This is a genomic window from Nocardia sp. NPDC004260 (assembly GCF_053603155.1).
In genome coordinates, this window is the sequence record NZ_JBSGEZ010000130.1 from 1 (window position 1) to 10,785 (window position 10,785).

A 10,785-nucleotide genomic window follows, 5' to 3' on the forward strand; every position below is an offset into this window, starting at 1 on the left:
CCGAAGCCCTTGGTTATCGAAAGTCTTTCTGTCGCAAGGAGACATGATCAACCAAGGGCTTCACCCATGATCACCCGGGGTATTGAAAACCCAGCTCAGAGGTTAAAACTCAAGCTAGAGGTGCTGGGGTGCGGTAGTAATCGCGCGACAAACAACGAAGTTGGCTTGACCAGCGGCGATGGCTGAACGCGAAAGCCGTTCTCTACTGGACGGTCACGCCATATCCGCCCGTTTTCCGGTAGTCGACCGATCGTGGAACTGAAACAGCGAACAGTCTCGTCCGCATTAGGCGTGCTGTCGGTCTACCGAATGATGGGCGCTTCGCCGGGGTGGCTGATGTCGATGTCCGGTCCGTCGCCGAGTTTTCTGGCGAATGTGCGTTCGTCGTCTTCGGTGGCGATGGCCAGCGGGGCGCCGGTCGCTCCGTCGATGCTGATGCCGTAGCCCTGCTCGAGCACGGTGAATCCGAGGCACCGGTAGAACGGCCCCAACTGCCGATCAGCGGGAAAGGACCCGTACACCAGATGCACGTGAGCCTTCTCCAGCACCTCGAGGGCGTATTCGACCATGGTGGTGGCGATACGTCGGCGCTGATACTCCGGCCCGACGGTGACGATCTCGAGTTTCATCACCCGCACCAGCGTCTGCATCTGCACCTGCACGCCGAAGGGCTGGACACCGTCGATGAGCCATCGTTGCGGCCGGGCGACCAGGCCGCCGATGACTCGACCATCCACACGGGCGCCGAGCACGATGCTGCGCGAACAGATCGTGGTTTCAGGACCCTGCGCGGCGATCATCTCGCTCAGCACACCAGGCAGGTCCGGTACCAGGGTCGAGCTGAGCTGGTCGCGGGCCCACGCCTCGGCGAGCGTGGGCCCGATCCGGCCCAGCGGACTGCTTCCACCCCCACCGATCGGGCCCAACGACGGAAGTGCCGCTGAATGTCCTTGCCCGTCGCGTATCCGATCTCCACTGTGTGCTTCGCTGATGTCCACATCGCCGAATTGTGGCGCAGGACATCGACACTCGGCGGTGAGTTGACCACACTCGCAGTTCAGGCCACATCGTCGGCGGCTCGGGCCATACTGGTTGTCTATGCCAGGCTGACATGGAGGGGGGCGACTCGCCGATGCCGAAGTCCAAGGGGCGCAAGCCAAAAGACCGCACACGCCGATCCAACGGCCGGGCAGGCACCCGCAGCAACGGCTACACCGCGGGCCGGTTGGGTATCCCGCCGCGGGTCATCGCGAACATGCTCGCCGCTGCGCCGCCGGACCAGCTGGTGGAGATGTTGCCGCCGATGCTGTTGTTGCACCTCTCCCGCGGTGTGCAGGCCAATCTGTGTGTCTCGGCTGAATCACGCTGCAGCATGCCTACGACATGATCGGTGTCCAAGCCCGACCGACCGCGGTCGAGCTGGTGATCGCCCATCGAACCCGAGGGACGTTGACCCGCTACGGCGGCGGTGGAGCGTTCTTCGAAGGAGAGCACTTCAACGGGCACTGTGTGCTGTGGCTGCCTGGATCGGGTCGGTGGATCGACGCGACCGTGACGCAGTACCCGGAGGCTCGCGCCTCGTTGCCGCTGCCGGTGATCGGCCGCGCGGCCACCACACTCGGAGGTGGAGCGGCATCGCTGGCAGCCTATGCCGAATGCCGGCTTTCGGTGGGCTCGCACATGACGGTGCCTCGAGAGGAACTGATCCTGGACTACACCGTCGTCGCGGCCGACGACAGCATGTTCAACGACGCTCTCGCCGCCGACCCGGTCATGGCCGCGCGGTTGCGCTGTGCTGGAGTCGATCTCGCCTCCGCCTCGGTCGAGTGGTGGCGCGAGCCCGGCATCGTCGAGCGAGTCCGCAACGCGCCGTACCCGCGGCTACACGCGTTGCTCGATGCGGTCGGGCAGGCTCCGGTGCACATCGACGGCGAGGGGAATTGGTTCTTCCAGACCGCGCCTGAGCAGCGCGCCCGGCTCGATGAACTGCTGACCGTCTGAACTGACCCGCTCAGACCCGCGCAATTACGCCGGAATGAGGTAGCCCAGGATATAGAACAGCCCCCGGAACCTTGGTCGTTCCGGGGGCTGCTCTACATCCTGGGGCTCAGATGGTCAGATGTCCTCGATTCCGATCGTGGCGACGGTGAAGTACCGCACCGCGCCGGAGCTGGTTGTCTTGCGCCGCCAGTCGCCGGTGCGGGTGTACCCGGCGGTGGTGAGCGCCTCGTCGAGCCCATCCAGCCCGGCCGCCGCGCCGGGGTCGGCGGAGATGGATTCCCACCGGCAGCTGACATGGCGGCCGTAGACACTGCCGTCGTCGCTGTAGAACAACTCACAGGAGTAGAGATCGGCGACCGCACCAGCCGGGTCGTCGAGGCGGGCGATGACGTGCAAGTCGACGGCTTCGGTGTCGGTCACCGCTCCACTCCTGATGTGTGGACCGGCCGCCGTGCTGCAGAACGGGCTGGAGCAGCCGAAGCGGTCTGCGCGGCACGATCGGTCCTGCTCGCGCAGGTGCGTCCTGATCGGGGGCTCGGGCTGCGGTCGGCGGCGGCGGCCTGGCGCTGGGCTGTGGCGTCGTCGCGGCGGGCGATGATCTGATCGACGCGGGCGTTGCGATTACTACCTGAACCCCTGAATGACGGAAAACTGATAGCGCATGTGGAGGCGGGGTCCCCGTCGACGCGGAGCCGGTCAACGGGCGCGTGCCGATGCTGTGCGGCCGTGTCGTGTCCGGGATGCGTCACGACCTGAAAACCCTGCGCCTGTGGCGTTCGGAGGTCGACGACCTGGCGCTGCACCAGTTCGTCGCTGCGCTCAAGACCGCAGAGGATCAGATGGTCGTCGCGCGTGAGGTGCTCGATGTCTGGCGTGACGAGCTTCTCGTGGCGGGGAGATCTCGAGCGAACCGGGAGACGATGTCGCGCACCATCTGGCCGACGCCATCCGATCGATACGTGCCAGCCGCGCTGTTTTGGAAACCGACTGCGGATATCACGTGCGCTGACGATGCGGCGGGGGCGCGACCAACTCGCCACAGAACCGATCACATAGACTGATAAAAGGCTGACAGTCTATAATCCGGGTATGACTGAACGGACGGACGAAACCGATGTCTAGCGGCGAACGCGCCAAGACTTCAGCAGTGGAGGACCGGTCCGATTGGCTGACGTGGACGCTGAAGATGCCGCCCGAGCAGAGCGATCATTGGAACGACCTGCTGGCCAAGCTGGCCAAGCAGGCCGGACTGCGTGTGCGCACCAGCGGCCGCGCCAGCACCCGCAGCGTCGGCAGCATCAGCCGACGCGACATGGTCGAGGCCCTGGTCGAGTTGGCCGAGCACGACTCGGCGGTCTGGGACCTGCTCGTCGACAAGATCCGGGTCTGGGAGCCGTGATAAGCCGCGGCAGCTTGAGATGCGCCACGGGCCCGAAGCGATACGCTCCGGGCCCGTTTTGCGTGGCAGGACGTACGGCAGACCCGGGAGCCGGTCTCCAGGGCTGTGCCTCCTGGGTTGTTCTCGCCCCCTGTCGCTGGGATTCAGGGCGTGTCAGCGGATGCTGCGAAGGCCATCGGGGTGCTGCGTGTATGTGATGAGTTGCCAGAATCCGGGCGAGTAGATCCGGACACCGTGGGTCTTGCTCTGGACTTTGAGAACGCCGGATTCGTAGATGTGGAACTGATCGTCGTCGCCGAAGCTGAGCCCTGCCGGAGATGTGTCCTCGGGCGTGTGCACAGTGAAAGCCATACCGCGAATTGTGAACGCGGACACCGACACACCCCCGATCCGGCCGGGCAAGCCCTCCCCTTCGTAGGTCGGCAACATCGGACCGGCGGCCGTCGGACGAGCACCATGGACGCGACTTCGGCCCCGGTGCAGGATCCGGGGCCGAAGCGGTAGTGAGGCGAACTTCCTCGACGGGATATCGAGGCCGCGTCGACGTTACCCCTGCCTGACCTGGGGGGGGACTGGTAGCTCTGGCTCGGGTGTCGCGGCCGACGATAGGTGCTTGACATGTCACGGTGCAGTGGCAGGCTGCTGGGTGAGGTCGGGGTCTGAAGCGTTGGAGTTCGGGCACTGGCCGGGGCATCGCAGGTTCGGCCGGGACGCCAGGGCTGGGCCTGCGATGTCGTGTGCGCGGGCATGACACGCGTGAATTGCGGTACCGGGCATCGGGGGCGAGCGTGGCTGTAGTGTCTGCGGCTGTCACGAACATCCATCCCTGCGGTCATCGTGACAGCGCTCGAGGGGCGGACACCCCGAGTCCCGCTCTGCTGGGCGGGTCTGCAGGGTGTCGCCCCCCGGGTGTCTCCCGACGTGAACCATGTTCTCCACGCGGCGACGGGCAGGCCCGCCCGCAACCTCACCCACCGAGGCGGGCCTAACGCTGGCCTGGGCTCGAGCAGTCCTACGACTGCCATTCCGGGGCGTCGACCGGATTGCGGGAGTACCGATGTCCCGTCCAGGCCCGACCCGAGTCCCGCGCGGCGAAGAAGGCATCGTCGTCGTCGAGGTCGGGAGAGTGGGCGAACACTATCCCTCCGCTGTGGAATCGGCGGGCGCGCACGACTGTCCGAGCTTCTCTCTCGGCCCAGTACATCCGATCCGCGGTCCACCACTGCTGCGCGGTCCATCCCCCGACGATCTCGCCGTGCTCATCGATCGGCGGATAGCACATCTGGTAGACGAACCGTGCGGTAGTCGGGTTGCGCTCGTACAGCCATTGGATCCACGCGGGCACCACCGGGTAGAGCGCGTGGGCGGCGCGGGCGGCGAATCCGCTGTGTGCGGTCGGGCTGCCGGGGTCGCGCTGCGCCGCCGCTGTCACTCGGCCGAGGGCGGCGGAATCCATTCGGGCACTGCGCCGCTTCCGATTCCGAGACGTCATAGCAGACGACTATAAGGATGCTGCGATGCCGGAGCGGGAACATCGGCTCGAATGGTCACCCCGGGCACCGACAGGAACCACAGTTCGGCGCCGGTCTGTCGAGTCGGTGCCCGTCCGGTTCAGTCACTGGTCGGGCGGCGGCGCAGCGTCACCAGCGCGACGGTGCGCAGCGTCACCAGCGCGACGGTGCACAGGATCGCCAGCGCCCCCATCGCGGTGATCATCAGCACCTTCTTGAGGGTGGACTCTCCGGTGACGGCGGGAAGGGTGATCGCCAGGATCACCGATCCGACCGCACACATCAAGCAAGCTGGCCTGGAAGACCTGCACCTCTCGACGGCGCAGGAGGCGAGAAAGAACCATCACGGCGACGCTGGGAAACCAGATCCCCGCACCGATCCAGAACAGAGTGGTCATGTAAGTCCCCTGCCTTGTCTGTCGTGCATGTCTGCTGGCGGCGGCTACTTCGGCCGAGACTGGCCGGCCTCTGCCGCCGCGTCACGACCGTTTCCGAGGACCTCCGGGTCTTTGCTTTCCGAGGAATCCTCGGGCGCACCGGCCCGGTGCTGCTTCCACCACGGGGTCTCCTCGGGGCTGTCGCTGCTCGCGGGCTGGGCATCCGCGATCGCGGCACTGCGGGCGAGTCTGGCCACCCGTTCGGCTGATTCGCGGATATGGATGTCGCGGATCGACGCCTCGATTCGTGCGGGGATGATCACCGCGAGCATGACGTACCCGCACACGCAGCACACCAGGCACGCCGGCGCGACAGAGACGACGGCCGTGATCTCGCCGGTGGACAGCTCGGTCGGGCGCCGGGAGATGACCGAGGCATTCCCTCCGACACTGACCAGCGCTGCGGCCACCAGCAGCAGCTGGTAGACCAGGGCCAGCGGCTTGATCCGCTCGTGAGGCATCCGCGCCAGCATGACGTAGGTGTAGGCGATCTGGGCGACACTGAGGCCGACCACCACCGGCCACAACCAGGCCAGGCCCTCGGGAACTCCCGCCAGCCGCGCCAACGTGCTGGTGAAGGAGAACGACGCGATGCTCGCGGCGAGGACCAGCACCGCGGACAGGCCACTGAGCATCCACGGCATGGTGAACAGGACAGGGCGGGGATAACGGTCCATCCGGGCTTCTCCTACTGGGTCGAACACCGGCACACAGACACTGCCCCAACAGAATACGATCACCCACGGACGCGCCCACGGAATCGCGCTGTCCGACAATCATTTTCCGTGTAGGAGCACCGTCGGACTGTGCTTGCTCCGACTGATCTGCGAACGGCAACCCGGGTCGGCGAGGCGTTCAGTGGGTTCGTGGCTTCAGCAGCCGCCGCCACCGGGAACCGCCCGGGCCGCGGCCGGGGCCGGGTCGCCAACGCGACGCGGGCCCGGCACTGCGGCATGTGTCGGTCCACCACGACTACGACACCGCCGAGGTGACATTGGCTGATGTCATGATCGACCACCTCACCCGAGGCGGGAACGTCGCCGAGGTCACCGCCACGATCGCCGAACGCACGGTAGGCGATCTGACCGTAGGATCCGACGCCCACCTCACCGGCCCCGACGCCCTCCCGGTCTCCCTCGCCCCCACCGGCGACCACCCGGCACCGGCCAACGAACCGGTGCCCATCCCCGCCGCGCCACCGCCGGTCGACCTCGACGACAACCCCACCGCGACACCGGCACCCGACGACCCGGGCCCGGCACACTGGTCGTGGCGGCGCTGGCGCAAGTAGCCATCGCAGCGGCCCGTCATCGGGGTGAGGCTCTGGCCGGTTCCAGAAGAACTGCTGGACAATTGCCAATCCACGGGGCCGACTCGACAGACTGGCCAGGCATGGTCGGCGACGGTATCGGTTACCCCGCTGGGGTAGAGCCGCCTGACAGTGTCGATGTCTCCAGTGATGCCGATTCAGACACTCCCCGGCATGGATGTTGCCGATCGGTGGGTGCGGTGATGACGGCCCGCCGGTAGGAGTGTGAACCTCGTGGCGGCCACAATGAGCGGCCGTCTCCACGGACAACGACCCAGAAATGAAGAGGAGTCGTGGTTCGGGTCGCTGTCGGTCGTCGTCGTGTGGTGAGAGTGGCCGGTTGCCCCGACGACGACGCCTTCAAGCCTACAGCTGACCTTTCCAGCAAGCCTTTCTCTGGTTACCGGTCGTCGCCGCGCGAAACCGGTGATCCCCGACCCGGGGGGGTGTGCCGCACCAGGTGGGCTCGGCGCAGGAAGGAGCCCACCTGGTACAGACGTGGAGAAGGGGGACCGGGAGGAGCCAGATTCCCGGTCCCCCGTGTCATTCAACCCGACCGCTCTGGTGTGAAACATCGACCACTCCCCATCTGCGGTGGTGCTCGGGGGCCGGGGATGTGAGTTGCCGCCTTCCTGGACGGCAGCCGCCTACCGCGATCGACCGTCGCCGCCGCGTTCGACACGCGTGGTCAGCAACGCCACGATGCGGGCCTGGGCTGAGGCAATGGCAGCCGACTTGCCACGTATCTCGGCGAACTCGTTGGGCACCTGGTCGAGCTGCCCGCTCACCCGCTACGAATATCGGCCAGAGCAGTCGTAGCGGCCTGACGGAACTCACGGATCTGTGGACCCATCTCGGTCACCTCCTATCAGGCGATGATCGAACTCGGCAGAGCACAGAAGACCATCTTCCTAGCCGGTATCTGCGCAGCCGGGAGTTGCAGCGTGAGATCGAGGAAGGGCTCAACGTGATCGAGTCGTGGAACCGCGCCAATGCCGTCATCTACTACGGCAAGACCGGCGAGATGGCCTCCAACCGCGCCGACGAACAAGAACTCAGCGTGCAGTGCCTGCGGATCGTGCAAGCCTCCCTGGTCTATGTCGACACCCTCATGATCCAAGATCTGCTCGGCGACCCCGATACCGGCGACATCCTGACCACACCGAGGGACAAACGGAATGTGACACCCCCAGTTCTGGGAACGTGTCCTGCCCTACGGTGAGGTCAAGCTGAACATGACCAGCCGCCTCACACTCAGCGGATGAGGCGACTGGACAGCAGATCTCGGTGCTTGTCCACGCCCAGGAGACACGGACATGGCTGCCCGCGGTCGAGCCGCTGTTGAAGCTCGTGCTGTGAACGGTCCCGAGCATTGTCAGATAACACCGTATTATCTGCCGAAACCGGGCGACGTCCCTGGAGAAACACCCCGCTGCGCGGCACCCTTTCCCCGTGTTATCTGACATTTGAGGAGTCGTGGACCGATGACCCCCACCCGACGCCTTATTCCGGTTCCCATTGTCCCGGCCGCGATGCCGACCGTGGTGGCGCTGGCGCAGTACCTGCGATGGCTCGCGGGCCATCGCGGTCGTTCCGGGCGTATCACCTCTGCGGAGACCGTGCGTGCCTACACCGGTGCGCTGCCGGTCGCGTTCGCGGGTATCGCGAACCTCGCCGAGCTCGACGGACCAGGCCGAGACCGGCTGCACCGCAACATCCGCACCGCGTGGGCCCATCGTCCTCCGGCGACGTTCAACGCCAAACGAGCCGCGGTCGCCAGCGCCTTGAACTATTCCCAGGCCCAGGGCTGGGTCGGCGGCGCCGCTGCCGTACTGGACGGACTGCATCGCGAACACAAACCCAAACCCGGCACCAACCGAGTCCGGTCGAGGGACGCGATCGATCGGCTGATCGCCGACAAACGGCGGCCGCTGGAAGACCGGGCCTTGTGGGCGATGCTGTATGCCACCGCAGCGCGCGCCGAGGAAGTCCTGCGCCTGGATCTCACCGACCTGGACCGTCCCAACTGGCGTGCCCGCACCCGCCGTAAGGGCGGCAAGCCGGATGAATTGCTCTACGACATCCGCACCGCACGCTTGCTCGGCCAACTGCTCACCGGACGCAGCGGCGGGCCGGTCTTCCTGTCTCGCCGCACAGCCCCCGACGACGGCACCGTACCCGTGTGTGACATCGACCCGGGCACCCGGCGCCAGCGGATGAGCTACCGCACCGCCGAACGGCACCTGGATACCGCGACCGGCGGGTGGAACTTGCACGACCTGCGTCATTCCCGGCTCACCCACGCCGGGGAGGACGGCGCCACCGACACCGACCTGATGAACCTGTCCGGCCACGAAGACCGCCGCACCCTGCAGCGGTATCTGACACCCAGCAAGGACGGCACCCACCGCCGACTCGACGACATCGACACTCGCAGGGCCATCTGGACACCCGGACCGGACGAGCTCGCTATGCGTATCACCGCCGCCGCACAGCCCCCACCTCCCACGGGGGTGAGGCTCGCATGAGCAACGGTGCAACCAGAGCCTTGACCTGGGCCGTGAAGGAGCTGAAACGCCTCACCAGCATAGAAGCGGCGGCGTTACGAAACATCGGCAAGGACACAGTTCGCTCGATCAGGCGGGATGTCTATGAAAAGGTGCACACCGACCAGGACGGCAGGCGCAAGATCGAGAAAGCGTGGGAACAAGGGCGGGTACACAGGCCACAATCCCAGCCCCCAGAGACCACGCTCGCCATTGCCGAGTTGCGTCCTGGCCGTCACGCCCCCCCGGAAATGACAGCTGGCTACATCATCTCGCTGCCGCGAGCGGTCTGGAAAGAATTCGGAACGGGAGTCGATGCAATAATCAGTACATCGCCCAGCCTGCTGCGGAGGATACACGAGATCACGCGCGAAGGATGGACCATCAGATACGGCCCGGAACACAGTGGGACGCATACCAATACTGAACTGAAACGGATACTCATCGACCCCAGCCGCAAAGGAGATCCGCTGCAAACCGCTGCAGCCATCGCCTACGAGTCCGGGCACACCATAGAACCCTACAAAATTCTCACACCAGGACCACTGGACGACAAAGAGGAGTGGATCCAACACCATCTGGACAAGATTTACAAATCCGAGGCACGCGCACATTGGTCTCTGCAGCAGGCCCAGAGCGAAAGCGCGTCTCGAGGTGGCCCACTCGTCGGTTTAGGGTCCCCCGCTTACGAAAGAAGTATCGAAGAAATATACGATGCCGCCGATGGTAAGATGTCCGACGACGCGATCAGGAAAATTTTTGAATTGATGCCAGATGGGCAAGTTGGCGATTGGCACGATCCATCACCACCCACCTTTGCGGAGCATTACAGGCACTTGCTCGAAAAGATCTGGGAAAAGTACTAGGACGGGGCAAAAAATTGATCGAGATCGTGACGGACTGGTTCCGCTGGGTATGACGGGATTCGCCAGCGAGATATATGCGGTCACCCAGCGGTTGTTGGCGATTCCTGGCCATCTGGGTCCGGGCGCTGTCGCCGACGCCTGCTCCGTGGTGCTGCACGAGGCGAACCAAATGGACGAGTACGGCAACGAATTCGAAGGACAGCCCGAAGGCGGTGCTTTCTCGGTCGTTTCTTTCCGTGTACTGGCCGATCCCTCGGACAGTCCCCGAAGTATGGTGATCCTGGAGATCCGTCAAGAGGTCAAAGCGGCCGAAGTAGAGTTGAGAAGCTACTTCGACTTGTCAACTGACCACATGACTTTCAATCCGAGAATACCGCCCGCCGGAGCCGTATTCTTTTCCGAACAACATGGCAACCGAACACTCGTCCTGCAGTTCTCTCTACACTCAGACCTGCTTCAGACGATCGCGGTACGAGAGAACATGTGACTGTTCACTGGCCAGCCACAGCAGTCCTGTCCGTCCAAGCTCACCGTTGCGGTTCGGGTACTACATCCTCCACGATGACCCCGCGACACGGGTCCTTAATGCACTCCCCTGCCCAGACAAGCGAGGTGTGATCCCTGAACCGTCCTGGATCCGGTGGAGACCCGAGTTCAGGCCACCTCGGCCGAGATGGTCTGTTGATGGTAGATGTGTTCGTATTCGACCGGTGGCC

At 64.9% G+C, this 10,785-nt stretch carries 16 protein-coding genes; 10 read left to right on the forward strand and 6 right to left on the reverse strand.

Annotated elements, in window-relative coordinates; all coding sequences use genetic code 11:
* The coding region (locus tag ACWEO7_RS36575; RefSeq protein ID WP_452430102.1) for a hypothetical protein at positions 1 to 186 on the forward strand (186 nt) is incomplete at its 5' end.
* A 116-nt stretch (positions 187 to 302) separates the two neighbouring features.
* On the opposite strand, the gene ACWEO7_RS36580 is transcribed toward ACWEO7_RS36575, so the two are convergent.
* Positions 303 to 998 (reverse strand): GNAT family N-acetyltransferase, encoded by a 696-nt coding sequence (locus tag ACWEO7_RS36580; protein WP_452430104.1) that lies wholly within the window; start codon positions 996 to 998, stop codon positions 303 to 305.
* 134 nt (positions 999 to 1,132) lie between these two features.
* Between ACWEO7_RS36580 and ACWEO7_RS36585 the strand changes: the two genes are divergently transcribed.
* Both ACWEO7_RS36585 and ACWEO7_RS36590 read left to right on the forward strand, forming a co-directional pair.
* On the forward strand, positions 1,133 to 1,387 hold the full coding sequence (locus tag ACWEO7_RS36585; RefSeq protein WP_452430105.1) for a hypothetical protein: 255 nt from the start codon (positions 1,133 to 1,135) through the stop codon (positions 1,385 to 1,387).
* On the forward strand, positions 1,384 to 2,001 hold the full coding sequence (locus tag ACWEO7_RS36590; protein ID WP_452430107.1) for a hypothetical protein: 618 nt from the start codon (positions 1,384 to 1,386) through the stop codon (positions 1,999 to 2,001). Before ACWEO7_RS36585 ends, ACWEO7_RS36590 begins: the two co-directional genes overlap by 4 nt.
* Positions 2,002 to 2,115: 114 nt before the next feature.
* On the opposite strand, the gene ACWEO7_RS36595 is transcribed toward ACWEO7_RS36590, so the two are convergent.
* Positions 2,116 to 2,421: a hypothetical protein gene (locus tag ACWEO7_RS36595; RefSeq protein WP_452430108.1), complete on the reverse strand. Its 306-nt coding sequence runs from the start codon at positions 2,419 to 2,421 to the stop codon at positions 2,116 to 2,118.
* 320 nt (positions 2,422 to 2,741) lie between these two features.
* On the opposite strand from ACWEO7_RS36595, the gene ACWEO7_RS36600 reads away from it, so the two are divergent.
* Both ACWEO7_RS36600 and ACWEO7_RS36605 read left to right on the forward strand, forming a co-directional pair.
* On the forward strand, positions 2,742 to 3,062 hold the full coding sequence (locus ACWEO7_RS36600) for a hypothetical protein (protein WP_452430110.1): 321 nt from the start codon (positions 2,742 to 2,744) through the stop codon (positions 3,060 to 3,062).
* A 53-nt stretch (positions 3,063 to 3,115) separates the two neighbouring features.
* Positions 3,116 to 3,400, forward strand: a complete 285-nt coding sequence (locus ACWEO7_RS36605; RefSeq protein WP_452430112.1) for a hypothetical protein — start codon at positions 3,116 to 3,118, stop codon at positions 3,398 to 3,400.
* Positions 3,401 to 3,553: 153 nt separating this feature from the next.
* On the opposite strand, the gene ACWEO7_RS36610 is transcribed toward ACWEO7_RS36605, so the two are convergent.
* The 4 genes from ACWEO7_RS36610 to ACWEO7_RS36625 form a co-directional block, all read right to left on the reverse strand.
* Positions 3,554 to 3,751: a hypothetical protein gene (locus ACWEO7_RS36610; protein ID WP_452430114.1), complete on the reverse strand. Its 198-nt coding sequence runs from the start codon at positions 3,749 to 3,751 to the stop codon at positions 3,554 to 3,556.
* A gap of 661 nt (positions 3,752 to 4,412) precedes the next feature.
* Complete coding sequence (locus ACWEO7_RS36615) at positions 4,413 to 4,856, reverse strand: hypothetical protein (RefSeq protein WP_452430116.1); 444 nt, start codon at positions 4,854 to 4,856, stop codon at positions 4,413 to 4,415.
* A 155-nt stretch (positions 4,857 to 5,011) separates the two neighbouring features.
* Complete coding sequence (locus tag ACWEO7_RS36620; protein ID WP_452430118.1) at positions 5,012 to 5,176, reverse strand: hypothetical protein; 165 nt, start codon at positions 5,174 to 5,176, stop codon at positions 5,012 to 5,014.
* Positions 5,177 to 5,353: 177 nt separating this feature from the next.
* Complete coding sequence (locus ACWEO7_RS36625; RefSeq protein ID WP_452430120.1) at positions 5,354 to 6,025, reverse strand: hypothetical protein; 672 nt, start codon at positions 6,023 to 6,025, stop codon at positions 5,354 to 5,356.
* A 278-nt stretch (positions 6,026 to 6,303) separates the two neighbouring features.
* On the opposite strand from ACWEO7_RS36625, the gene ACWEO7_RS36630 reads away from it, so the two are divergent.
* The 5 genes from ACWEO7_RS36630 (at position 6,304) to ACWEO7_RS36650 (ending at position 10,556) form a co-directional block, all read left to right on the forward strand.
* Positions 6,304 to 6,639, forward strand: coding sequence for a hypothetical protein (locus tag ACWEO7_RS36630; RefSeq protein ID WP_452430122.1), 336 nt, complete (start codon positions 6,304 to 6,306; stop codon positions 6,637 to 6,639).
* Positions 6,640 to 7,273: 634 nt separating this feature from the next.
* Complete coding sequence (locus tag ACWEO7_RS36635; protein ID WP_452430124.1) at positions 7,274 to 7,879, forward strand: Tn3 family transposase; 606 nt, start codon at positions 7,274 to 7,276, stop codon at positions 7,877 to 7,879.
* A gap of 262 nt (positions 7,880 to 8,141) precedes the next feature.
* The gene (locus ACWEO7_RS36640; RefSeq protein WP_452430125.1) at positions 8,142 to 9,185 is read left to right on the forward strand and encodes a tyrosine-type recombinase/integrase; all 1,044 of its coding nucleotides are present in this window, start codon (positions 8,142 to 8,144) and stop codon (positions 9,183 to 9,185) included.
* Positions 9,182 to 10,069, forward strand: a complete 888-nt coding sequence (locus ACWEO7_RS36645; protein ID WP_452430127.1) for a hypothetical protein — start codon at positions 9,182 to 9,184, stop codon at positions 10,067 to 10,069. The genes ACWEO7_RS36640 and ACWEO7_RS36645 overlap by 4 nt, the downstream gene beginning before the upstream one ends.
* Positions 10,070 to 10,118: 49 nt before the next feature.
* Positions 10,119 to 10,556, forward strand: coding sequence for a hypothetical protein (locus ACWEO7_RS36650; RefSeq protein WP_452430129.1), 438 nt, complete (start codon positions 10,119 to 10,121; stop codon positions 10,554 to 10,556).
* Positions 10,557 to 10,785 lie beyond the last annotated feature (229 nt).

Excerpts from the sequence above, each read along its gene's own strand:
- ACWEO7_RS36585 (WP_452430105.1), top strand. The coding sequence starts at position 1,133 with ATGCCGAAGTCCAAGGGGCGCAAGCCAAAAGACCGCACACGCCGATCC.
- ACWEO7_RS36590 (WP_452430107.1), top strand. The coding sequence starts at position 1,384 with ATGATCGGTGTCCAAGCCCGACCGACCGCGGTCGAGCTGGTGATCGCC.
- ACWEO7_RS36600 (WP_452430110.1), top strand. The coding sequence starts at position 2,742 with ATGCGTCACGACCTGAAAACCCTGCGCCTGTGGCGTTCGGAGGTCGAC.
- ACWEO7_RS36605 (WP_452430112.1), top strand. The coding sequence starts at position 3,116 with ATGTCTAGCGGCGAACGCGCCAAGACTTCAGCAGTGGAGGACCGGTCC.
- ACWEO7_RS36610 (WP_452430114.1), bottom strand. The coding sequence starts at position 3,751 with ATGGCTTTCACTGTGCACACGCCCGAGGACACATCTCCGGCAGGGCTC.
- ACWEO7_RS36615 (WP_452430116.1), bottom strand. The coding sequence starts at position 4,856 with ATGGATTCCGCCGCCCTCGGCCGAGTGACAGCGGCGGCGCAGCGCGAC.
- ACWEO7_RS36625 (WP_452430120.1), bottom strand. The coding sequence starts at position 6,025 with ATGGACCGTTATCCCCGCCCTGTCCTGTTCACCATGCCGTGGATGCTC.
- ACWEO7_RS36640 (WP_452430125.1), top strand. The coding sequence starts at position 8,142 with ATGACCCCCACCCGACGCCTTATTCCGGTTCCCATTGTCCCGGCCGCG.
- ACWEO7_RS36645 (WP_452430127.1), top strand. The coding sequence starts at position 9,182 with ATGAGCAACGGTGCAACCAGAGCCTTGACCTGGGCCGTGAAGGAGCTG.
- ACWEO7_RS36650 (WP_452430129.1), top strand. The coding sequence starts at position 10,119 with ATGACGGGATTCGCCAGCGAGATATATGCGGTCACCCAGCGGTTGTTG.